The organism is Ruegeria sp. CF4, assembly GCF_056537345.1.
Window position 1 is genome coordinate 217,734 of record NZ_JBQFRJ010000004.1, and the last position, 22,918, is coordinate 240,651.

At 59.2% G+C, this 22,918-nt stretch carries 23 protein-coding genes; 20 read left to right on the plus strand and 3 right to left on the minus strand.

Annotation, left to right across the window (positions count from 1 at the left end; translation table 11 throughout):
* Positions 1-169 precede the first annotated feature (169 nt).
* Together ACR0NF_RS11700 and ACR0NF_RS11705 are read left to right on the plus strand one after the other, a co-directional pair.
* Positions 170-328 carry a hypothetical protein gene (locus ACR0NF_RS11700; protein WP_480470467.1) on the plus strand — a complete coding sequence of 53 codons (159 nt, stop codon included), beginning with the start codon at positions 170-172 and terminating at the stop codon, positions 326-328.
* A 153-nt stretch (positions 329-481) separates the two neighbouring features.
* Positions 482-1,045 carry a DUF4202 domain-containing protein gene (locus tag ACR0NF_RS11705; protein ID WP_480667560.1) on the plus strand — a complete coding sequence of 188 codons (564 nt, stop codon included), beginning with the start codon at positions 482-484 and terminating at the stop codon, positions 1,043-1,045.
* Here the strand turns inward: ACR0NF_RS11705 and ACR0NF_RS11710 are convergent.
* Positions 1,022-1,699: a ceramidase domain-containing protein gene (locus ACR0NF_RS11710; RefSeq protein WP_480778288.1), complete on the minus strand. Its 678-nt coding sequence runs from the start codon at positions 1,697-1,699 to the stop codon at positions 1,022-1,024. The genes ACR0NF_RS11705 and ACR0NF_RS11710 overlap by 24 nt on opposite strands.
* Before the next feature lie 57 nt (positions 1,700-1,756).
* On the opposite strand from ACR0NF_RS11710, the gene ACR0NF_RS11715 reads away from it, so the two are divergent.
* From ACR0NF_RS11715 to ACR0NF_RS11725, 3 genes are read left to right on the plus strand one after another with little or no spacing between them, the layout of a single operon-like run.
* Complete coding sequence (locus tag ACR0NF_RS11715; RefSeq protein WP_480470470.1) at positions 1,757-2,449, plus strand: metal-dependent hydrolase; 693 nt, start codon at positions 1,757-1,759, stop codon at positions 2,447-2,449.
* On the plus strand, positions 2,449-3,618 hold the full coding sequence (locus ACR0NF_RS11720) for a M24 family metallopeptidase (RefSeq protein WP_480778289.1): 1,170 nt from the start codon (positions 2,449-2,451) through the stop codon (positions 3,616-3,618). The genes ACR0NF_RS11715 and ACR0NF_RS11720 overlap by 1 nt, the downstream gene beginning before the upstream one ends.
* The gene (locus ACR0NF_RS11725; RefSeq protein WP_480667563.1) at positions 3,615-4,583 is read left to right on the plus strand and encodes an adenylate/guanylate cyclase domain-containing protein; all 969 of its coding nucleotides are present in this window, start codon (positions 3,615-3,617) and stop codon (positions 4,581-4,583) included. Before ACR0NF_RS11720 ends, ACR0NF_RS11725 begins: the two co-directional genes overlap by 4 nt.
* A 4-nt stretch (positions 4,584-4,587) precedes the next feature.
* Here the strand turns inward: ACR0NF_RS11725 and ACR0NF_RS11730 are convergent, their stop codons facing one another.
* Positions 4,588-5,037 (minus strand): nucleoside deaminase, encoded by a 450-nt coding sequence (locus ACR0NF_RS11730; protein ID WP_480470473.1) that lies wholly within the window; start codon positions 5,035-5,037, stop codon positions 4,588-4,590.
* Between ACR0NF_RS11730 and ACR0NF_RS11735 the strand changes: the two genes are divergently transcribed.
* From ACR0NF_RS11735 to ACR0NF_RS11805, 15 genes are all read left to right on the plus strand, one after another.
* Positions 5,018-5,914 carry a pseudouridine synthase gene (locus ACR0NF_RS11735; protein WP_480470474.1) on the plus strand — a complete coding sequence of 299 codons (897 nt, stop codon included), beginning with the start codon at positions 5,018-5,020 and terminating at the stop codon, positions 5,912-5,914. The two genes, ACR0NF_RS11730 and ACR0NF_RS11735, sit on opposite strands and share 20 nt — an antisense overlap.
* Positions 5,915-6,089: 175 nt before the next feature.
* The gene (locus tag ACR0NF_RS11740; RefSeq protein WP_480778290.1) at positions 6,090-7,004 is read left to right on the plus strand and encodes a 5-bromo-4-chloroindolyl phosphate hydrolysis family protein; all 915 of its coding nucleotides are present in this window, start codon (positions 6,090-6,092) and stop codon (positions 7,002-7,004) included.
* 30 nt (positions 7,005-7,034) lie between these two features.
* Positions 7,035-8,225, plus strand: coding sequence for a toxic anion resistance protein (locus tag ACR0NF_RS11745; RefSeq protein WP_480470476.1), 1,191 nt, complete (start codon positions 7,035-7,037; stop codon positions 8,223-8,225).
* A gap of 14 nt (positions 8,226-8,239) precedes the next feature.
* Positions 8,240-9,196, plus strand: a complete 957-nt coding sequence (locus tag ACR0NF_RS11750; RefSeq protein WP_480658401.1) for a DUF2927 domain-containing protein — start codon at positions 8,240-8,242, stop codon at positions 9,194-9,196.
* A 22-nt stretch (positions 9,197-9,218) separates the two neighbouring features.
* The gene (locus tag ACR0NF_RS11755) at positions 9,219-10,367 is read left to right on the plus strand and encodes an SPFH domain-containing protein (protein ID WP_480778291.1); all 1,149 of its coding nucleotides are present in this window, start codon (positions 9,219-9,221) and stop codon (positions 10,365-10,367) included.
* 34 nt (positions 10,368-10,401) lie between these two features.
* Positions 10,402-11,493 carry a TFIIB-type zinc finger domain-containing protein gene (locus tag ACR0NF_RS11760; protein WP_480658405.1) on the plus strand — a complete coding sequence of 364 codons (1,092 nt, stop codon included), beginning with the start codon at positions 10,402-10,404 and terminating at the stop codon, positions 11,491-11,493.
* Between the two features lie 59 nt (positions 11,494-11,552).
* The gene (locus tag ACR0NF_RS11765; RefSeq protein ID WP_480778292.1) at positions 11,553-12,221 is read left to right on the plus strand and encodes a nitroreductase; all 669 of its coding nucleotides are present in this window, start codon (positions 11,553-11,555) and stop codon (positions 12,219-12,221) included.
* A 33-nt stretch (positions 12,222-12,254) separates the two neighbouring features.
* Positions 12,255-12,692 (plus strand): D-aminoacyl-tRNA deacylase, encoded by a 438-nt coding sequence (gene dtd / locus ACR0NF_RS11770; protein WP_480470481.1) that lies wholly within the window; start codon positions 12,255-12,257, stop codon positions 12,690-12,692.
* Entirely contained in the window at positions 12,692-13,795 is a 1,104-nt protein-coding gene (locus tag ACR0NF_RS11775) for a glycerate kinase type-2 family protein (protein ID WP_480778293.1), read from the plus strand. The genes dtd and ACR0NF_RS11775 overlap by 1 nt, the downstream gene beginning before the upstream one ends.
* 44 nt (positions 13,796-13,839) lie before the next feature.
* Complete coding sequence (locus ACR0NF_RS11780; protein WP_480778294.1) at positions 13,840-15,834, plus strand: CocE/NonD family hydrolase; 1,995 nt, start codon at positions 13,840-13,842, stop codon at positions 15,832-15,834.
* Positions 15,835-15,959: 125 nt separating this feature from the next.
* Positions 15,960-17,546, plus strand: coding sequence for an ABC transporter substrate-binding protein (locus tag ACR0NF_RS11785; RefSeq protein ID WP_480470484.1), 1,587 nt, complete (start codon positions 15,960-15,962; stop codon positions 17,544-17,546).
* Position 17,547: 1 nt separating this feature from the next.
* Positions 17,548-18,504, plus strand: coding sequence for an ABC transporter permease (locus ACR0NF_RS11790; protein WP_480470485.1), 957 nt, complete (start codon positions 17,548-17,550; stop codon positions 18,502-18,504).
* The gene (locus tag ACR0NF_RS11795) at positions 18,501-19,358 is read left to right on the plus strand and encodes an ABC transporter permease (RefSeq protein WP_480470486.1); all 858 of its coding nucleotides are present in this window, start codon (positions 18,501-18,503) and stop codon (positions 19,356-19,358) included. The genes ACR0NF_RS11790 and ACR0NF_RS11795 overlap by 4 nt, the downstream gene beginning before the upstream one ends.
* A complete protein-coding gene (locus tag ACR0NF_RS11800) occupies positions 19,355-20,992 on the plus strand; it encodes an ABC transporter ATP-binding protein (RefSeq protein ID WP_480470487.1) in 1,638 nt (545 codons plus the stop codon). The genes ACR0NF_RS11795 and ACR0NF_RS11800 overlap by 4 nt, the downstream gene beginning before the upstream one ends.
* 149 nt (positions 20,993-21,141) lie before the next feature.
* Positions 21,142-21,978 carry an alkaline phosphatase family protein gene (locus tag ACR0NF_RS11805; protein WP_480778295.1) on the plus strand — a complete coding sequence of 279 codons (837 nt, stop codon included), beginning with the start codon at positions 21,142-21,144 and terminating at the stop codon, positions 21,976-21,978.
* 3 nt (positions 21,979-21,981) lie between these two features.
* Here ACR0NF_RS11805 and ACR0NF_RS11810 read toward each other — a convergent pair whose 3' ends face one another.
* Positions 21,982-22,905: an alpha/beta hydrolase gene (locus tag ACR0NF_RS11810; protein WP_480778296.1), complete on the minus strand. Its 924-nt coding sequence runs from the start codon at positions 22,903-22,905 to the stop codon at positions 21,982-21,984.
* Positions 22,906-22,918: the final 13 nt, after the last annotated feature.

A 22,918-nucleotide genomic window follows, 5' to 3' on the forward strand; every position in this document is an offset into this window, starting at 1 on the left:
GCCGCAGCACCCGCAAGACCGCTGCTGGCCCACTTGGCGTAAATCGCCCCATGCATTTTTGAATGACCCATATGCACAAAAGTAAACCGAATAGTTCATTTTGCATCTTGAAAAAGTGAACTGAACGGTTCACCTCAGGGATGTGACAAACGCAAATCGGAGAAACCCCATGAAAACCTTCGTCACCGCCCTTGTCCTGTCTGCATCTGTCCTGAGCGCTCCGGCCATGGCACTCGGGATCGACATGAACAACCTGACCCGAAACCTCAGCTTCCCCGAGCCGGTGTCAGAACCCGTAACCAAGGGCCAGTCCGAGGCGGGTAAATAGCCCTGCCTGAAGCGCCGGATCAGTCCTCCCCCTCCTGATCCGGCGCACGTGTATTTGTCCGCTGTACACGCGGCGATAAGCCGTTAGCATGGTGTAGAAAACCCAGCCTCCCGCCTCGATGGGCGATGTGCAGGCAAGCTAACGGAGCGGAAGATGAGCACTCGCAAGCAAGCAGTTCTGAATGCAATCGATGCGGCCAACGCAGAGGATCCCAACCTTGAGGATGGCCAGCCCGAAGCGCTGCTTTATGGCCAACGCATGAGCGCCGAACTGGATCGCTTATTCCCCGACTCATCAGATGCCCTGCGGATTGCAGCGCGCGGACAGCATGTCGAGCGCTGGAAGCTGAAGCGCACCGAGTATCCCGAAGGCCGCGCGGGCTATCTGGCCTGGCGCAAAGCGCAGGGCGTGTACCACGCCGATGTCGTGCGCGGCCTGATGGAGCAGGCCGAATACGGCGTGGATCAGATCGAGGCCGCCGAGAAGATGCTGCGCAAACAGGGAATCAAGCGTGATACCGAAGTTCAGGCCCTTGAGGACGTAATCTGCTTTGTGTTCCTGAAATGGTATTTCGCGCCGTTCGCAGCCAAGCATTCAGCCGAGAAAATCCAGCGTATCGTTGAGAAAACGGCTCTCAAGATGTCTGCCGAAGGCCGCGCGCGGGTTTTGAAAGAGTTCGATCTGCCTGACGCGCTAGCCGCCGCGTTTCGAGACTGACGCAAAGCGTTTTGCGACAACGGCTCTGCGATAGACTTCGATCATCCAGCCCAGCATCGTCGCATTCAGGATGTGCCACATGAAATGCGTTCCCATCGGCAGGCGCAAACAAATGGGCTCATCCAACGCTCGGAACGTGATTGAGGCGATCAGGATCACCGCCCCTATTGCCAGACCACGTGCGGTTTCCGGCTCTCTCTGACGCAATAGAAAAGCATAGACGAGAATCAACAGAGGAACTGGTGCATAGACCGCCGAGCCCCCAAGCCCGGGCAACAGCTGAAAGATGGGAACGGTCAGGGCTGCATATGGAAAGAACAATGCCGTTAGCCCAAGCGCATAGAGCGTCCGTATTCCACAGACATCACGGTTAATAGCGAATATGTAGATAAGGATGTACAGCAGGATCGGAGTGACATCGGTCAGCGCGGCCCAGACCTGCGCATGAGTGTGAAACAGGTAGCTTCCAATTCCGATCAGCGCCAGCACCGCTACCAAAGCCATCGCCAGCGGCATCCCCTGCCCGCGCACGCGCCGCCACATGATGAATGCTGCGATCAGGAATGCGGCATTGGTCACGGCGTTAACTGGCTCGGCCCAATAAGCGGGCGAAAGCCGCTCACAATAACCATCGATTTCCTGCGTCCAATCCATGGATTTTTACATAGCCGATGCTAGGCTGGCTCCAAGCACAAAGTGGGAGGAATCTTTATGAATATCATCTGGCTGGGGCATGGCAGCTTTCGCATTGAAACCGCAGGACAGGTTCTGCTGATCGATCCGTGGCTGACGGGCAACCCAGTGCTGTCTGAGGATCAGCATGACGCCGCGGTCGCTGGCGCGACCCACATACTGCTGACCCATACTCATTTCGACCACGTTGTTGATGTATTGCCGCTTGCAAAGCACCTGAAAGTTCCCGTTGTCGGGCAATATGATCTGATGGGCTATTGGGCCGAAGCCGAAGGGATCGAGACCGTTGGCTTCAATAAAGGCGGCACGGTGGATCTGAACGGCGTGAAGGTCTCGATGGTTCCGGCGTCTCACAGCTCGACCTTTTCTACACCCGACGGACTGCGCACAGGTGGGACCGAGGTTGGATACATGATCGCCGCCGAAGGTCACATGGTCTATGTCTCAGGCGATACCGACATCATGGCGGATATGGACTGGATGGGGGATTACTATAAACCCGATATCGGCATTCTGTCGGCAGGCGGCCATTTCACCATGGACATGAAAGGCACGGCCTATGCGGCCAAGCGCTATTTCAACTTCAAGACGGTGATACCCTGCCACTACAAAACCTTCCCGATCCTTGAGCAGTCGGCTGAGGCTTTGAAAGAAGGTCTGCCGGGGGTCGATGTGATCGAACCTGAAATCATGCAGGCGATCACACTCTGATGCCAGCTTCTGATTTCAGCGCGCAGGAATACGCGACTCGCATCAGCAAAACCCGCACAGCTATGGCGCAACGCGGGATTGAGACCCTGCTGATCAACGATCCCTCTAACATGGCCTGGCTCACAGGCTATGACGGGTGGAGTTTCTATGTCCCGCAGATGGTGATCCTGCCCGCGCAAGGCTCACCGCTCTGGTGGGGCCGGACGCAGGATAAGGCCGGTGCGGCGCAGACCACATGGCTGGAACCATCGGACCTGCTGGACTGGCCCGAAGAGCATGTGCAGCACCCTGATCACCACCCGGTCGATGCTCTTGTCCTCGCATTGCGCGAACGCGGTTGGACCACAGGGTTGGGGGTTGAGATGGACAACTATTACTACTCAGCCGCCAGCCACCGCATTCTTGAAACCGCTTTCGGGACACTGGTTGACGCCACCGGCCTCGTGAACTGGCAGCGCGCCGTCAAAAGCGACGCCGAGATCGGGATGATGCGCAAAGCGGGCCAACTGACAGCGCATATGCACGGCGTTCTGCGCGACGCGTTTCGGGAAGGTCTGCCCAAAAACCAACTGGTTGCCGAAGTGCAGGCCGCTGGTATCGCCGGACTGCCCGGTCTTGCGGGGGATTACCCAGCAATCGTACCGATAGCCCCTTCGGGCCGTGAAGCTTCCGCCTCGCACATTACCTGGAACGACCGGCCTCTGGCGCGTGGAGAGGCAACCTATTTCGAGATTTCAGGCTGCTATCGCCGGTATCACTGCCCGGCCAGTCGCAGCCTCTATCTCGGGGATCCCCCCAGCAATATCCACCGGGCCGAAGCTGCGGTTCTGGCGGCCATCGACGATGCCTTGGCGGCTGCCCGCTCGGGTACGACGTGCGAAGAGGTGGCGGCCTGCGTCTATGATAGCTTCGCCCGCGCCGGATATGTCAAAGCTAACAGAACCGGCTATCCCATCGGGCTCAGCTATCCACCCGATTGGGGCGAACGCACCATGAGCCTGCGGCCCGGAGATACGACAGAACTTCAGGAAAACATGACATTTCACCTGATGCCCGGCCTCTGGACCCCGGATTGGGGGTTGGCAATTACCGAGAGTTTTGTGGTGACAGGCGATGGCGGCCAGCCTCTGGCTGATATCCCACGCGAAATGGTGGTGAAAGGGGTATGAACCAGCCAATCCGCCCTTCGCCAGAATTGATCGCGGTGGTGCGGCGGTGGAACCAAGCGGTTCGTGACAAGGACGGTGCGGCACTGTTCAATATGCTTTCGACTTCAGAACATCTGAGATATCAGGGCTCAGCTCACGGCGAGTTCTGGTCTGGCTCCTTGTTTCGCAAAGGCTTTCCCGATCACGTGGCCGAAATTCCGGATTACGACTGGCAGGAACACAGTCTGGAGGCGTTTGAATGCGGCCCGGTTGGCTGGGCCAACTGCGTGGCCACGTTGCGCTTTGCCAGCAACCAGAGGGCGATGGTGCACCGCTTTACCTTTATCCTGCATCTGGAAGACGGTGTGTGGAAGATGGTGCACTGCCACGTGTCAAACCCGATCCCGAACATGGAGAAACTCGGTATCGAGCACAAAGCGTTGGACGCGTTGGTTGCAGCCGCGCGTGACGGGTTTCGTCAGGCTCAGCGCGAGGGAATGGCATCGGTCATGTTCACTGACATCGTCAATTCCTCTGCTATCGCCGAAAAGCTCGGAGACCGGGTGTGGACCGACGCAATTCAAAAACACTTTGAATTGGCTCGTGAAGTCATCGAAGCGCAAAGTGGAACGCTGGTGAAATCGCTGGGGGATGGAACTATGTCCAGCTTCTCCTCGGCGCGGGCGGCGTTGATGGCCGCCGCCGACCTGCAACGACGCAACGCGACAGAGAAGGGCGAGCCGCCCCTGCAGATTCGCGTAGGTGTACATACGGGGGATGTAATCCAGACCGATGACGATTTCTTTGGAACGGTGGTGAACAAAGCCGCCCGAGTTGCGGCCTCTGCCGCACCGGGAGAGGTCTGTTTGTCTGACGCAACCCAGCTTTTGGTGGACGGGCATGAGGCGCTGACCTTTGGTGCACCTAGATCGGTTTCCCTGAAAGGTCTGCCGGGTAATCACACGGTTTACAGCCTGAGATGGTAGCGTGCTAACGTCGCCTTGCGAAGAAATCCTTGAGCAATAGCTCAGCCTCTTCGGCACCGATCCCATCATAGATTTCAGGTGTATGATGTGACTGCGGATGCGAAAATACCCGCGCGCCATGGGCGACGCCGCCCGATTTCGGATCGGATGCACCGTAATACACACGCCGGATACGCGCCGCAGCCAGTGCCGCCGCACACATGGCGCAAGGTTCCAGCGTCACGTATAGATCGTGATCTGGCAGCCGTTCTGACTCGGCCGCAGCGCAGGCGGCACGCAGCGCCAATATCTCGGCATGGGCAGTGGGATCGTTCAATTCGCGGGTTCGGTTGCCATCTACCGCAACGACCTGCCCATCTGGCCCAATGATGGCCGCACCCACAGGCACTTCACCGCGATCCGCTGCAGCTTGCGCCTGCTCTAGCGCCAGTTTCATGTGCGATCTGAACTCCATACCTCTGACTGCCTCAGAAACCTGCCTTTCGCAAGCCGCCGGGATAGGCTATGGCCGGGGGATGACCAACACCCCTCCTCCCGGCGACCGGATCGCCAAAGTGCTGGCCCGCGCCGGCGTCGCCTCGCGCCGCGAGGCTGAGCGCATGATCGAAGCCGGTCGTGTGACGGTGAACGGCAAGGCGATTAGCAGCCCTGCCCTTAACGTCACCTCAAAGGACAAAATTACTGTCGATGGTAGGCCGGTATCGGAACCCGAACCCTCGCGCCTGTGGCTGTATCACAAGCCGCCGGGTCTGGTGACCACAGCGCGCGATGAAAAGGGCCGCAAGACAATCTTTGACGACCTGCCCGAGGATATGCCGCGGGTCATGAGCGTTGGGCGACTCGATCTGAACTCAGAAGGGTTGCTGCTGCTGACCAATGATGGCGGCATCAAGCGCAAGCTGGAACTGCCCTCGACCGGATGGCTGCGCAAATACCGGGTGCGGGTGAACGGGCGGCCCAAGGATGAAGACTTCGCACCGCTGCGCAAGGGTCTGGTGATTGACGGAGAGCGGTTTCAACCCATGACAGTCACACTGGACCGTCAGCAAGGTGCGAACGCCTGGCTGACCATCGGGTTGCGCGAAGGCAAGAACCGCGAGATCCGTCGCGCCATCGAAGATATCGGCTATGTGGTGAACCGACTTTTGCGGGTTTCTTACGGCCCATTCCAGCTGGGCGATCTGAAATCCGGCGAGGTTGAGGAAATCCGCCGCCGTGTCATGCGCGACCAACTGGGGCTCGGCGCTGAGGATGGCGGTAAAGCTCCGGCAAAGCGACCCGCACGACCACAACGCAAAAGACCGGCGGTCGGCAAGAAACCTCGCAAGTGACGCGGGTTATTCAACCTTCCCCCTAGCGCCAAGCCCGCGTATCGCCTAACTTTTCTGTGACAGCCATAGTTGGGGGGCACCATGTCCGGCACCGGAGTACAAAAATTGGCCTATGCGGCCCTGTTGGTGCTGCTGTTCGGCGTTTGCACCGGTCTGCTGGGGGGCCTGTAAGGATATGGCCAAACGATACGGCGGCAAATTCAGCCCGCAAGGCGATGCTTCTGCACAGGATCAGTCTGGACGCGGTCAGTTTGATGGCGCCCGTGTCGAACCCGCAGGCGCGCGCGCGAATGTGCTGTTTGTTCCCGCCATTCCGCTGGTATTCCTGTCGCTGAACGACGGCGCCATCGGCATGACCATCGGCTTGGTCGCGGCGGGGCTGCTGACTGCGGCCGCCTTCCTGCTGCGCGAAGGATTGCGGGCCGAGGCCGCGTACAACGCACGCCGCACCGCACGCAGACCTGCCTTTCCGCGCAAGATTTTCTCCAGCGTTCTGACTGGCTTGGGCGCTGCTTTGGCCTCGTACAGAACCGAGTTTCTGGGCGCTGAAACAGCCTCACAAGTGAGCTTGCTGGCCCCAGTGTTGTTTGGCGTCTCTGCAACTGTTTTGCATTCGGTCGCATTCGGCCTCGACCCGATGAAAGACAAAGGGATGGAGGGGATCGATACCTTCCAGCAAGACCGCGTGGCGCGCGTGGTTGAAGATGCCGAGACCCACCTGACCGAGATGACCGATGCAATCAAACGCGCCGGCGACCGCCGTATCGAAGCGCGTGTCGAACGCTTTCAGGACACCGCCCGCGATCTGTTTCGCACGGTCGAGGAAGATCCGCGTGATCTGGCGGGTGCTAGGAGGTATCTGACGGTCTACTTGCAGGGTGCGCGCGATGCGACCGTGAAGTTCTCGGACGTCTACGCCCGCACCCGCGATGCGCAAGCGCTTGAGGATTACTCTGCACTTCTGGACGATCTGGAACAGAATTTCGCGGCACGGACGCGAAAAATGCTATTGGATGACCGCAGTGATCTGACGGTTGAAATTGATGTGCTGCGCGATCGGTTGCAGCGCGAAGGCGTCCGGTTGGATTGACCGGCCACTATTTGAACGAGGATTATCCCCATGTCCGATGATATCAAGAATAAAGCGGTCGAAGCGGAAACGCTGGTGCAGGAAGTGACTGCAGTCACGCTGCCCGAACCGCGGACCGACATTATCCCGCTGGAAGAGGCGGACGAGCCCGTGAGCGCCGAGATCCGCAAACGGATGGGAGAGATCGACATGGACGACACCAATTCGATCGTGTCATTCGGCTCCTCTGCTCAGGCAGAACTGCAAGAGATCAGCCAGGCGATGCTGGCCGATGTACGAAACAAGGATGTGGGGCCAGCGGGCGACAGCCTGCGCAACATCGTCACCACGATACGCGGCTTTTCGGTCAGCGAGCTGGACGTTCGGCGTGAACGCAGCTGGTGGGAAAAACTGCTGGGCAAGGCCGCGCCCTTCGCCAAATTCACCGCGAAGTACGAAGAGGTTCAGAGCCAGATCGACCGGATCACGGACAACCTTCTGGGGCATGAGCATACGCTGCTGAAAGACATCAAATCCCTTGATCTGCTCTATGAAAAGACGCTGGATTTCTATGACGAGCTGGCGCTTTACATCGCGGCCGGAGAAGAAAAGCTGACCGAGTTGGACAGCCACGACATTCCAGAGAAAGAGGCCGAGGTTCAGGCCGCGCCCGAGGACCAGCAAGTGATGAAAGCACAGGAACTGCGTGACCTGCGCGCCGCCCGCGACGATCTGGAACGCCGGGTGCATGACCTGAAACTGACACGGCAGGTGACGATGCAGTCGCTGCCCTCGATCCGGTTGGTGCAGGAGAATGACAAATCGCTGGTGACCAAGATCAACTCGACTCTGGTCAACACCGTGCCACTGTGGGAGACGCAGCTGGCACAAGCGGTCACCATTCAGCGCAGCGCCGAAGCGGCGGCAGCGGTTCGCGATGCCAATGATCTGACCAATGAGCTGCTGACCTCAAACGCGGCTAATTTGCGCGAATCCAACAAGATGATCCGCGAAGAGATGGAGCGCGGCGTGTTCGACATCGAAGCGGTCAAGCAGGCCAATGCAGACCTGATCGGCACGATCAACGAAAGCCTTGCGATTGCGGATGAAGGCAAAGCCAAACGCGCCGCAGCCGAAGAGGAGCTGCAGAAGATGGAAGCGGAGCTGCGCGATACGCTGGCTGCGGCAAAGGCACGACAGGATGGCATTGGCGACAATGCCGGAACCGCCGTTCCCGGGTAAGGGGATCAACGCGCGTGTGGCCGTTTCCAAGGATCAACGCTGCTGTGCTTGGCCTGTCACTGCTGGCTCTGGCCAGCTGTGACGAGGTACTGACCACCTCGGTCGTACCCGAGCCGCGCCCGGTTCAGCCGCAGGGACCCAGCAACGCCTATGTCGAACCCTCTGCCGCAAGCCTCGATCTGGCACGGTACTACCAGAGCGTAGAGAACAATCTGCTGACCCGCGGCTTGCTGCGCACGGATGGAGGGGGGCCGGATACGCCATATGACGCGGATGATCTGGCCCGCAATTTCGAGACGATCGCCTTCTACAACGAATATCCCGGTCAGGGCGTGTCAAACGGCGCAGGCCGGACTCGTAGGCAGTTGAGCCGCTGGTCAGCCGCAGTTCGCATCAAACCTGAGTTCGGCCCTTCGGTCGCGCCTGAGGTCCGGCAGTTGGACGCGGCTCAGATCAATGCCTATGCGGATCGCTTATCCCGGCTGACGGGCCATCCGGTCTCAACCGTGAGCCGCAACGCAAATTTCCACGTCTTTGTGGCGGGTGAAGATGACACGGCTTATGTACAAGCGCGGTTGCGGCAGTTGATCCCTGGCATCGGACAGGCGCAACTTGATCTTTTTGATAAGCTGCCACGGTCGTTCTATTGCTTCGTTTTTGCCTCAGCCTCGAGCGGATCACCGCAGACTTATACAAGAGCGGTCGCCCTAATCCGGTCCGAGCATCCCGATCTTGTGCGCCTCAGCTGTATCCACGAAGAGCTTGCGCAGGGGCTGGGTCTGCCAAACGACAGCCCGCAGGCCCGACCGTCGATCTTCAATGATGATGACGAGTTTGCCTTGCTCACCAGCCATGATGAGAAGCTGCTGACCATCCTCTACGACCCACGCCTGCGCTCTGGCATGACCGCTGAAGAGGCGCGCCCGGTGGTCCGTATCATTGCACGCGAATTGATGGGGCAGTCGCTCTGACCCCGAAGACAGGAGTAATCCAATGGGAATTTTTGATTTTCTGACCGGCGAATTCATCGACGTCATTCACTGGGTCGATGATACCCGCGACACCATGGTCTGGCGGTTCGAACGTGAGGGGCACGAGATCAAATACGGGGCCAAGCTGACCGTGCGCGAAGGTCAGGCGGCGGTCTTTGTGCATGAGGGGCAGCTGGCGGATGTGTTCACGCCCGGTCTCTATATGCTTGAGACCAACAATATGCCGATCCTGACGACGCTGCAGCATTGGGATCACGGGTTCCAGTCGCCTTTCAAGTCCGAGATCTATTTCGTCAACACGACCCGGTTCAATGACCTGAAATGGGGCACCAAGAATCCGATCATGCTGCGCGACCCCGAGTTCGGGCCCACCCGCATTCGGGCGTTCGGCACCTACACGGTACGCGTGAAAGATGCGGCCAAGTTTTTGATCGAGATCGTCGGTACCGATGGTGAATTCACTATGGACGAGATCAGCTTTCAGATCCGCAACATCATTGTGCAGGAATTCAGCCGCGTTATCGCCAGTTCCGGCATCCCGGTTCTGGACATGGCGGCAAACACCGCTGATCTGGGCAAGTTGATCGCTGCGGAAGTCTCGCCCGTTCTCGACGGTTACGGGCTGGAGATGCCCGAGTTCTACATCGAGAATATCTCGCTGCCGCCTGCGGTTGAGGCTGCGCTCGATAAGCGCACCTCGATGGGTCTTGCCGGTGATTTGGGCAAATTCACGCAATATTCGGCAGCCGAAGCGATGACGGCGGCGGCCAACAACCCCGGTCAGGGCGGTGGCATGGGCGCAGGGCTCGGCATGGGAATGGGCATGGCGATGGCGCAGCAGATGTCGAATATGGCAGCGGGTCAGCCAAGCGGCCCTTGGGGCGGTTCCGCCCCCGCTGCCCCGCAACCCTCGGCGCATGCGGCGCCGCCGCCTCCGCCACCCGTCGAACATGTGTGGCATATCGCGGTTGACGGACAAACCAGCGGGCCGTTTTCGAAGGCCAAGATGGGGCGTATGGCCGCTGAAGGAGAACTGACGCGCGACACCCATGTCTGGACCGCCGGTCAGGACGGGTGGAAAAAGGCGGGCGACGTGCAGGAGCTGGCGCAGTTGTTCACGATCCTGCCCCCTCCGCCGCCGGGCGCGTGATCTGGCCATTGGCAACCTGAGATCGGAATCTGGAATGGCCAAAGACGAACACCGTTTTCCCTGCGATCAGTGCGGGGCGGATTACCGGTTCAACCCGGGTGATGGCACGCTCACCTGTGATCATTGTGGCCATTCCGAACCCATTGGCGCAGGTCCCTGGGGCGGTGCCAGCTTGCGCGAACTGGATTTCGACGCAGCCATCGCGGAGCGGTTACCAGACAGCGAGATCGAAGAAACCCGCGTACTGACCTGCCCGAACTGCGCTGCGCAGGTCGAGTTCGACCCGAACACCCATGCGGCTGAATGCCCATTCTGCGCCACTCCGGTGGTTACGGATACGGGCGTGAACCGTCACATCAAACCACGCGGCGTGTTGCCGTTCGCCCTGGATGAACGCAGCGCCCACAAAGCGATGGGCGACTGGTTGGGGCGGCTTTGGTTCGCGCCGAATGGCCTTAAGGAGTATGCGCGCAAGGGGCGAAAAATGCAGGGCATTTATGTGCCCTACTGGACCTTCGACGCCGACACCAAATCGAGCTACCGGGGCGAGCGCGGGGTCGTATACTACGAAACCCGCACCGTGATGCGGGACGGCAAACGTGTGCAGCAACAGGTGCCAAAGGTGCGTTGGACGCCGAAATCGGGACGCGTGGCGCGGTTCTTTGATGATGTTCTGGTGCTTGCCTCTCGATCCTTGCCAAAATCCTATACCGATGCGCTGGAGCCATGGGACCTGCCCGCGCTTGAGCCCTATCAGCCAGAGTATCTGGCCGGATTCCGGGCCGAAGCCTATACCGTTGAATTGCAGGACGGATATGCCGAGGCGCGTGCGCACATGGCCCGCGTGATCGAACGCGATGTCCGGTTTGACATAGGTGGGGACCGGCAGCGCATCCATGCGATCGACACGGACGTGCGTGATGTCACGTTCAAGCACATCCTCCTGCCGGTGTGGATGGCCGCGTACAAGTATCGCGGCCAAACTTATCGCTTTGTGGTCAATGGCCGGACCGGACGCGTTCAGGGTGAGAGGCCCTGGTCCGCAATCAAGATCACCATCGCTGTCGTTCTGGGTCTGCTGATCGCGGCAGGAGTTGGCTATCTGGTGGCTACCGGTCAGCAATAGCGGCCTTGCGCATCGCGCACCATCAGGTCATCTTCGCGCCGACCGGATCGGAGGGGTAAGTGACCTTTTCAACATTGAACCAGCTGCTGCACGCGCGCCATTCCTGTCGCGCGTTCAAGGCTGATCCTGTGCCCCGCGATCAGATCGAACAGATCGTGGCCAGTGCCAGCCGCGTGCCCAGCTGGTGCAACGCACAACCATGGCAGCTGACGATCATCGGCGGGCCTGAGACCGACGCGTTCCGCGCGGCTCTCCTGCAAGAGGCAACAAGCGGCACACCGTCCCCTGACCTGCCCTTCCCCACTCGATATTCCGGCGTCTATCAAGAGCGCCGACGCGCCTGCGGTTGGGCACTTTATGACGCCGTGGGGGTTGAGAAAGGCGACCGCGCTGCCTCGGCCCGGCAGATGATGGAAAATTTTTCTCTATTCGGTGCGCCGCACTGTGCGATCCTGTCGAGCCCGGCAGAGCTGGGCGCATACGGCGCGATGGATTGCGGCGGGTTCGTAACAGGGTTCGCTCTGGCGGCTCAAGCCTTAGGCGTGGCCACCATTCCGCAAGCAGCGGTCGCATCATATGGCCCGTTTCTGCATCGCTATTTCGACATCCCGGAAGATCGCCTCATCCTTTGCGCGATCTCTTTCGGCTATCCCGACCCTGATCACCCGGCCAATGCGTTTCGGACAGAACGCGCCGAGGTTGAGCAGATTATCGAGTGGCGCGGTTGAGCCCGAAACCTGACTGAACGAGAAGACAAGAACATGCGCGCATTGCTTCAACGAATTTCCCGAGCTTCGGTTCGCGTCGATGGCGCCGTGATCGGTCAATCTGGGCCGGGATTGATGATCCTGGTTTGCGCGATGCAAGGGGATGGTGAGGCTCAGGTCGTGCAACTGGCGGAAAAGATTGCGAAGCTGCGAATATTTAAGGATGAAGCAGGGAAGATGAACCGCTCGATCCTGGATGTTCAGGGCTCGGCGCTGGTGGTCAGCCAATTCACACTTGCAGCGGATACCTCGCGGGGAAACCGGCCCGGCTTTTCAGCGGCAGCGCCCGCGGCCGAAGGTGAGCAACTGTATGAAGCGTTCGCGCGCAAATTGGCAGCTTTGGGCATTCCGGTCGAGACCGGGGCGTTCGGGGCCGACATGGCGGTGGAACTGGTCAATGATGGGCCAGTCACGATTTGGATGGAAAGCTGATGCAGACTTCTCAACAGGCACTAGAGTTCTGGCACGCGGGCGTCGCAGCCGTTGATGGCTATCGGTCGACTCTGGATGCGACGCAAGGCATGGACCGCCCCGACCAGATACTGGCCGTTGGAAAAGCTGCAGGCGCGATGGCGCGTGCGGCGGCAGAGCGGTTTGGCGATGTGCCCGTACTGGTAGTAACCAAGGATGGCCATGGTGAGGGGCTACCCGCGCATATCCAGGTTCTTGAAGCCTCGCACCCGGTTCCCGATGCCCGCAGCCTGGCCGGAGGGCGCGCCCTGCGCGAAACCGTTGAGGGGCTGCCCGCCAGTAGCCATCTGCTGTTGCTGGTGTCGGGCGGAGCTTCGTCGCTGGCCGATGACCTCGTGCCGGGCAAAACACTGGACGATCTCGAAGCGTTGAATCGCCAACTGCTGGCAGATGGTTTGGATATCGGTGCGATGAATGCAGAACGGCGCAAACTGTCTCGGATCAAAGGCGGTGGTTTGCTGTCTCATTTTCACGGCGTGTGCGCGACGGTTTTGGCGATTTCAGATGTACCCGGCGACGATCTGGGCGTGATCGGATCAGGCATCGGTTCGTTGCCCGATACCCCAGAATTTGAGGCACAAACCTCGATCATCGCATCCAATGCCCATGCCCGCCATGCGGCGGCGCTGGCCGCGCAACAGGCCGGGTTTCAGGTTCTGGCTGATGAAGAAGCGATGCATGACGATTATTTAACCGTCGCAACCCGGATCGGCGCGCAGCTGCGCGATATGCCGAACGGTGTGATGGTGTTCGGAGGCGAACCGACAGTTGTCCTGCCCGACACGCCGGGGCGCGGAGGACGCAATCAGGGGCTGGCTCTCGCCCTGGCACGTGAAATCGCCGGACAATCAAATCTGACGGTCATCGTGGGGGGCACCGATGGCACCGACGGACCAACAGATGCGGCCGGAGCGATCGTCACAGGTGAGACATGGGCGGACGAGGCCAAGGGCTACCTGGACCGTGCAGACAGCGGCAGTTTCCTCGATATGGCCGGGGCTTTGCTGATCACGGGTCCCACGGGCACAAATGTCATGGATCTGGTGATTGCAATCCGGGACTGATCTGACATCTTGGCCGGGTCAGTTTTGGCCCGGAGATCAAACCCATGGCTCAGCCCCCCAATACACTTCGTGAAATCGAAGACATCGCCGACATGGGTATCGTCATGCCCGATGGCTGCCGCCTGTCGGCACGCGTCTGGCGGCCTGTGGATGCGCTCGACAATCCTGTTCCGGCTATTCTGGAGCACTTGCCCTACCGCAAACGTGACGGAACGACGACGCGCGATGCGCTGACCCATCCGTGGTTTGCCAAGCGCGGCTATGCCTGTATCCGGGTCGATATGCGCGGCAATGGCGATAGCGAAGGGCTGATGGAGGATGAATACACGCAACAGGAGCTGGATGACGCCGTTGAGGTGATCCGGTGGCTGGCGGATCAGACTTGGTGCAACGGTTCGGTCGGGATGATGGGGATCAGTTGGGGCGGCTTCAACTCCCTGCAGGTTGCCGCGATGCAGCCCGAGGCTTTGAAAGCGATTATCACGCTCTGCTCGACAGCGGATCGTTATGCCGATGACATCCATTATAAAGGCGGGTGTCTGCTGAACGAGAATCTGGGTTGGGGGGCGACGATGTGGTCTTATTCGTCGCGCGCGCCGGACCCCGCGCTACGGGAAAACTGGCGTGATCTCTGGCTGAAACGGCTTGAAGCTGAACCTTTCCTGCCATCGGTCTGGCTGCGCCATCAGGCGCGCGATGCCTATTGGCGGCATGGTTCGGTCTGCGAAGATTTCAGCGCAATTCGCGCGGCCACTCTTGCTGTGGGCGGCTGGGGCGACGCCTACAAGAACACTGTGCCATTGCTGGTCGAGTCGCTCGACGCGCCAGCGAAAGGAATCGTCGGCCCTTGGGTTCACAAATATCCGCATTTTGCGATCCCCGAGCCTCGCATCGGGTTTCTGCAAGAGGCACTGCGCTGGTGGGATCACTGGCTTAAGGGCGAAGACACCGGCGTTACGGATGATCCCGACTATCGTGCTTATGTGATGAACGGCGTCCGACCGGCGCGCTGGTACAGTGAAAGACCGGGACGATGGATTGCCGAGACCGTGGGGGCGACCTCGCATCTTCCTACGGTGGCAATGCGCCTCGCAGATGACGGGTTAGGCAGCGATGGCCCGCTGGATGCACGCATCCGGTCACCGCACACATGCGGGATGGAAGGCGGAGAATATTGCGCGATCTGGCTTGGTCCCGACATGCCGGGTGACCAGCGGAGCGACGATGCGCTGTCGGCCTGTTTCGACAGCACCCCACTGGGCGATGATATCGAGATCGTCGGCGCGCCCAAAATCCGGCTGCGCCTGAGTGCCGACAAACTGCAGGCACAGGTTGCCGTTCGGCTGAACCATCTGCACCCCGACGGGGCCTCGACCCGGATCACCTATGGTGTACTGAATCTGACGCATCGCGAAGACCACGCCGAGCCAACCACTCTGACCCCTGGTGAGAGCTATGACATCGAACTGGACCTTGATCATATTGCCTATCGCATACCCAAGGGGCATCGCTTGCGGGTCGCAATCTCAAGCTCCTATTGGCCATTGATTTGGCCCTCACCCGAAACAGCAGAGCTGCACCTGACCGGCGGTGAAATCGTCGTGCCAACGCGTGAGCCGGGCCACAGGGACGAGTGCGGCTTTGCTCCGCCAGATGCCGAATCCCCCCGTCCAGTCTCGACAGTGCGCGAATCGCACAACGCGCGTAGGGTTGAGATCGACATGAACACGGGTCAAACGCACATGATCATTGAGGATGACTTCGGGAAGATCCGCGACGAGATGCACGGACTGATCAACGGCAGCACTGCATATGAAAAATGGTCAATCCAACCAGATGATCCCCTGTCGGCCCGCGGCGAATGCCGCTGGACGCAAGAGCTTGAACGGGATGATATCCAACTCAGATCCGAAACCGAGTGTGAAATGTGGTCGGATTCCGGGCATTTTTTCCTGCGCGCACAGATAAACGCCTATGAAAACGAGGTTTTGGTTTTTTCGAAAAAGCTAGAGGATACCATACCACGCAAGCTTATATGACTTTCAGGCCCATTGGGTGACAGATTATTGCTTGCCCGTCGGCCTGAAATGCGCCTAGTTTGACTCATGCGTCAATAAAAAGCCCGAAAACGGGCTGACCATCCAACCAATTGGGAGATTTCTGGATGAACGATCAACTCACTCACATGTCTAAACTCGTGGCGGCAGGCAGAATGTCGCGCCGTGAATTCATGGGCCGGGCAGCTGCTCTGGGTGTATCCGTCGCAATGGCGGGCAGCGTATTCGCAACCGCGGCACGGGCGGCAGGACCGGTCAAAGGCGGTACCATCCGCGTTGGTATTCAGGGCGGCGGCTCCTCTGACAGCCTCGATCCGGCGCTGGCCGCAAACGCGACTGCAACGCAGGTGCTGCGTCTGTGGGGCGAACCGCTGCTGGAACTGGACCCCAAAGGCGGTCTGTGGCCGCGTTTGGCCGAAAGCTTCGAGGCATCCGCCGATGCGCGCGTCTGGACCTTCAAGATTCGCTCGGGTGTGAACTTCTCGAACGGTAAGACCATGACCGCCGACGACGTGCTGGCCACAATGGAGCGCCACGCCGGCGAAGAATCGCAGTCAGGTGCGCTTGGACTGCTACGCGGCATCAAGGCCATGAGCGTCGAGGGTGATAAATTCATTGTCGAACTGGACAAACCCAACGCCGACCTGCCCTATCTGCTGACCGACTATCACCTGCTCATTCAACCCAATGGTGGTAAAGACGATCCAACCGCGGCAATCGGAACCGGGCCCTATGTCCTGAGCGATGTCGAACCTGGCGTGCGCTTCGTTGGTGAAAAGAACCCCGACTATTGGGATGATAATGTTGGCCATGCCGACACGATCGAACTGATCGTCATCAACGACGACACCGCGCGTGTCGCGGCGCTGCAGTCGGGTCAGGTGCATATGATCAACCGCGTTCCGCCGCGCACGGCAAACTTGGTTGGCCGCGCGCCAAACATCAACCTGCGCACTACGTCTGGTCCGGGTCACTATGTGTTCATCATGCACGCCAACACCGCCCCCTTCGACAACAAAGACCTGCGGATGGCGCTGAAGTACGGCATCAACCGCCAAGAAATGGTCGATAAAATCCTGTTCGGCTTTGGCTCGATTGGCAACGACACACCAATCAACAGCTCATACCCGCTGTTTACCGAGTTGGAGCAGCGCGAATACGATCCGGACAAGGCCAAGTTCCATCTGGAGCAGTCAGGCTTTGACGGAGCGGTATTGCTACGCACATCTGACAACTCGTTCCCGGGTGCGCCAGACGCAGCAGCTCTGTTCCAGCAATCCTGTGGCGCTGCCGGTATCAATATCGAGATTAAGCGCGAGCCCAATGACGGCTATTGGTCTGAGGTCTGGAACAAACAGCCTTTCTGCACCAGCTACTGGGGTGGTCGCTCGACGCAGGATTTCATGTTCTCAACCGCTTATCTGTCGACCGCCGACTGGAATGACACGCGGTTCAATAACGAACAGTTCGACCAGCTGTTGTTCGCAGCCCGCGGCGAGCTGGACGAAACAAAGCGGATCCAGATGTATGCCGACATGTCCACCATTCTGCGTGATGAAGGCGGCCTGATCTGTCCGATGTTCAACCAGTTCATCGACGCGACGACTTCGGACGTGGATGGCTGGATCGATTCCGAGAACGGATTCGATCTGAACAACTTCTACGCTCCGATGACCATGTGGGTTGCTGCCTGATATGGGAATCGCGATGAAACTTGTGGTCCAGCGCATTGCGCTGGGCCTTTTGCTGCTATTAGCTGTATCTGTGCTGATTTTCGTGGGCACGCTCATCCTGCCCGGTGACGTGGCCCAATCCATCCTCGGTCAGTCCGCTACGCCCGAAGCCCTCGCCAACCTGCGCGAAGAGCTGGGATTGAATGAACCCGCCATCACCCGCTATTTCGACTGGCTATTTGCCGCGTTGCAGGGTGATTTAGGTACTGCGCTGACCAATGGTCGTGACATTGCCGAGAGTATCGGTCAACGCATGTCCAACACTCTGTTTCTTGCCTTTTGGGCCGCCCTGATTTCGGTACCTCTGGCAATCCTTCTGGGTCTGATCGCGGTGCGCTATAAGGACCGCTGGCCCGACAAGCTGATCTCGGCCGTTACGCTGGCATCAATCTCGATCCCGGAATTCCTGATCGGTTATCTGCTGATGTATTTCGTCGCGGTGAAGCTGGGCTGGTTCCCATCCGTTGCGATGATCGGTGACCACATGAGCCTGCTGCAGAAGCTTCAGGCGATTGCATTGCCCGTGATGGTTCTGACGCTTGTGGTACTGGCACATATGATGCGCATGACCCGCGCGGCAATTCTGAACGTGATGCAATCGGCCTATATCGAGACGGCCGAGCTCAAGGGATTGACCGGGTTTCAGGTTATCGCGCGCCACGCCTTCCCGAACGCCATCGCTCCGATCGTCAACGTGGTGATGCTGAACCTGGCCTATCTGGTGGTCGGCGTCGTGGTGATCGAGGTGGTGTTCGTCTATCCCGGCATGGGACAGTACCTTGTTGACCACGTGGCGAAACGTGACGTTCCGGTGGTACAGGCCTGCGGTCTGATCTTCGCCGCCGTCTATATCGGCCTCAACATGATTGCAGACATCGTCTCGATCCTGGCCAACCCGCGTCTGAGGCATCCGAAATGAAGAACATCCCTATTTCTGCACTGATCGGGCTGTTCCTGACGGCCCTCTACTTTCTCGTGGCGCTGTTCGCGCCGCTCATCGCGCCTTACGGCATGGCTGAAATTGTCGGCGGTGTGTGGGAACCCTCGAAGATCGAGATCATGCTTGGGATCGCTCCCGAAGGTTTCACCGAGTCGAATTTCTGGCTGGGCACCGACAATATCGGCCGCGATCTGCTGAGCCGGATGATCTATGGCGGGCGTACCACCATCTTCATCGCGACGGCTGCAACGATACTGTCCTTCGTGACCGGTTCGGTCCTGGGCTTCTTTGCGGCGGTGATGGGCGGCTGGGTCGATCAGGTGCTGTCGCGCTTTGTCGATCTGATCATGTCGATCCCGACACTGATCTTCGCCCTCGTGGTCCTCTCGGTGATGCCGGTGACCGTCCCGATCCTGATCGTCGTCATGGGTCTGCTGGATTCGACCCGTGTCTATCGTCTGGCCCGTGCTGTTGCCGTCGACATCACCGTCATGGACTATGTCGAAGCCGCGCGTCTGCGGGGCGAAAAGATCGCCTGGATCATCTTCCGCGAAATCCTACCCAACGCGCTGTCACCGCTGGTGGCCGAGATGGGCCTGCGCTTCATCTTCGCCGTGCTGTTCGTCTCGACTCTGTCATTCCTGGGTCTCGGCGTGCAACCGCCCGAGGCTGACTGGGGTGGCATCGTGAAAGAGAACAAGGAAGGCATCGTCTACGGCATTCCCGCCGCCCTGCTGCCCGCTGTCGCCATCGCGACGTTGGCAATCTCGGTCAATCTTGTGGCTGACTGGGTTCTGAACCGTACCACATCGCTGAAAGGAGGCCGGGGATGAGTGATACCCTTCTCAAGGTCCGCGACCTCAAAATCGGCGCGACCGTCTATCCGCCGGGTGAGAAACCCCATGACATCGAAATCGTGCACGGGGTCAGCTTTGACCTTGAGCGCGGCAAGGTGCTGGGGCTGATCGGTGAATCCGGGGCGGGCAAGTCTACCATCGGTCTGGCCTCGATGGCCTATGGCCGCGGAGGTGTGAAAATCACCGGTGGCGAGGTTTGGGTCAACGGGCGCGATATCCTCAAGACATCCTTGCGTGATATCCGCAAACTGCGCGGGGGTGAGGTCACCTATGTGTCCCAATCCGCTGCGGCGTCGTTCAATCCGGCCAAGAAGATCATGGATCAGGTGGTCGAGGCCGCGGTCGAACAGAAGAAGTTCACCCGCAAAGAGGCCGAGGCCCGCGCGCGCGAGCTGTTTGCCAAGCTGGGTCTGCCTGACCCCGACAATATCGGCAATCGCTATCCGCACCAGGTCTCGGGCGGCCAGCTGCAACGCTGCATGACTGCACTTGCCCTATGTCCGGAACCGGATCTGGTGGTGTTCGACGAGCCCACCACAGCGCTGGACGTAACCACGCAGATCGACGTTCTGATGGCCATCAAAGAGGCCATTGCGGATACCGGTGTCGCCGCTCTCTATATCACCCACGACCTTGCTGTTGTTGCGCAGGTAAGCGATGACATCATGGTTCTGAAGATGGGTAATACCGTTGAATACGGCACAACCGATCAGATCATCAACAACCCGCAGGAGGAATACACTCAGGCGTTGGTCTCGGTCCGGTCCATCGAGCACGAAGAAAAGAAACCCACGCCAGAACCTGTGCTGACCGTCGAGGGTATCACTGCGCGCTACAAGGGTCTGAATTTCGACGTCCTGCACAACGTCAATGTTGAGCTTCATCCGGGGCAGACTTTGGCGGTCGTGGGCGAATCCGGCTCAGGTAAGTCCACACTGGCGCGGGTGATTACTGGCCTGCTGCCGCCGCGTGATGGAGAGATCACCTTTGCAGGGCGCAAGCTCAGCCCTGATCTGGCTGGCCGCTCTCGCGAGGACCTGCGTGAATTGCAGATGATCTACCAAATGGCTGACGTCGCGATGAATCCGCGCCAAACCGTCGGGACTATCATCGGTCGCCCGTTGGAGTTCTACTTCAACATGCGCGGGGCCGAGAAACGCAAGCGGATCATCGAACTGCTGGATGAAATCGAACTGGGCGAAAAGTTCATCGATCGGTATCCGGCGGAGCTGTCGGGTGGTCAGAAACAGCGTGTCTGCATCGCGCGGTCGCTGGCGGCCAAACCGAAGATGATCATCTGCGATGAAGTCACCTCGGCGCTCGATCCACTGGTGGCGGATGGCATCCTGAAACTGCTGCTGGACCTGCAGAAGATCGAGGATGTGGCCTATCTGTTCATCACTCACGATCTGGCGACGGTGCGTGCGATCAGCGACAGTATTGCGGTGATGTATCAGGGACGCGTCGCGCGCTACGGCTCGAAAAGCCAGGTGCTCAGCCCGCCGTTCGATGATTATACCGACCTTCTGCTCAGCTCGGTGCCAGAAATGCATCTGGGTTGGCTGGAAGAGGTTGTCGCGCATCGCAAGATGGAGAGCGCCGGCAACTGATCACATCGTAACAGTTCCATGAAATCTCATAATCCCGACATCTTGTCCGATGACAGGTGTCGGGATTTTGCTATTGGGGGCGCGAACGGACGCCCTTGGAATCGCGAATCCAATAGGGTCACTGGAAAGAGCAAAAAGAAGGCTGAAACATGGACCGCAAACTGCTTTTGATCATCCTCGACGGCGTCCCATGGCGCAATTTCCGCCGCCTCTTTGGCAACCTCGAAGGCTGGGTCGACACCGGTGAAGCCCGCGTGTGGAAGCTGCGCGCCGTCCTGCCCTCCACCTCGGCCAGTTGCTATGCGTCGATCCACACCGGCGTGACACCGCAAGAGCATGGTTGTACCGGCAATGGCAACGTATTCCGTCTGAGCCATAAGGATGTGTTCAGCCAGGTGCGTGAAGCCGGGGGAGTGACCGGCGCCGTCACCCACAGCTATTGGTCGCAGTTCTTCAATCGCCACCCGTTCGATTACGTTCGCGACGTGGAATATGACGAACCGGACAGCAAGACCATCAACCATGGCCGGTTCCACACCATGACCGGCTATGGCAAAGCCAACCAGATGACGCCATGCGATGTGGATCTGTTCGCTTCGCTCACCAACCTGTGCCTGCGCTTCGGGCTGGACTACGGCATTCTGCACACCTGCACGCTAGACAGCATGGGCCACCGTTTCTTCCACGACTGCCCCGAGATGGATCACGCCTGTTTTGTCGCGGATGAAATGCTCGCCCCTTTCATCCCCCGCTGGCGGCAACTGGGGTACGAGGTTATCGTTACAGCAGACCACGGTCAGGATGAGCGCGGCCACCACGGCGGGCGCAGTCCGCTGCAACAGGAGACAGCCTTATATTACTTCGGTGACGCCGAAGGTCCTGAGGCCGCTACGGTGATTGATCAGCTACAGCTGGCACCGACCATCCTGACCCGGATGGGCGCGCCCGTGGCAGATACGATGAAAGCCGAACCTTTCCTGATCTAGGCTTCAATCGTAGGACCAGATCCCCTGCCCCAGCGCCTCGATGGCGACCGATATTCGTTCAAAGCTGTCGGCGGCGCGCTTTACCGTGCTTCGGGCGCGCAAATAGCCGTGGATCAGCCCAGGTTCATTGACGCAATGCGCATGCCCACCGGCGGCTGTGATGCGCTTGCAATAGGCAGGCCCGTCATCGCGTAACGGATCACAATCGGCTGTCACCACAACCGTAGGTGGGAGGTCCGAGAAATCGCGATCCTGCAAAGGCGCAAATGTTGGGTCATTATCCGGCACGTCGCCCGCACAGCGGATCGATTGGTAGAAAAGAACATCGTCGCGCGTAAGCATCGGGGCGTTAGCGTGTTCGATATATGAGCCATGCGAGGGATCTCCGCCCAGCCCAGGGTAGATCAGAACCTGCCCGAGCACATTGTCCAATCGACCCCGGCCATGATGTGCAACTGTTGCGGCAAGATTACCGCCCGCGCTGTCCCCGGCCAATACGATGGGATCGCCGAATTCCCGGACAACCCAGCAGGTTGCAGTCCAGCTGTCCTGAAACTGGGCGGGGTGCGCATGTTCCGGACACAGCCGGTAGTCGACCGACACGACGCGGTATCCGGTCTGCACACAAATCTCGGCGCAGACATCGTCATGGCTGTCCAAACCGCCGACAACGAACCCACCGCCATGAAAATACACAACGCTTCGGGTCGGATCACCCGCAGTATAGAGGCGAACCGCAACACCATCCGCGTCACGGTCTTCTACTTCAACACCCGATGGACGAGGCTGACGAAACTCCTGACACATCGCATCATAAACGCGGCGCTGATCTTCGATGGACATATCGACCGCGTCATCAGGATAGCTTTCGGCCGTGCGACGTATGAACGCCCAGGTTTCTTCGTCGATCAGGCGTTCATAGTCCATTGTCCCTCCTGCG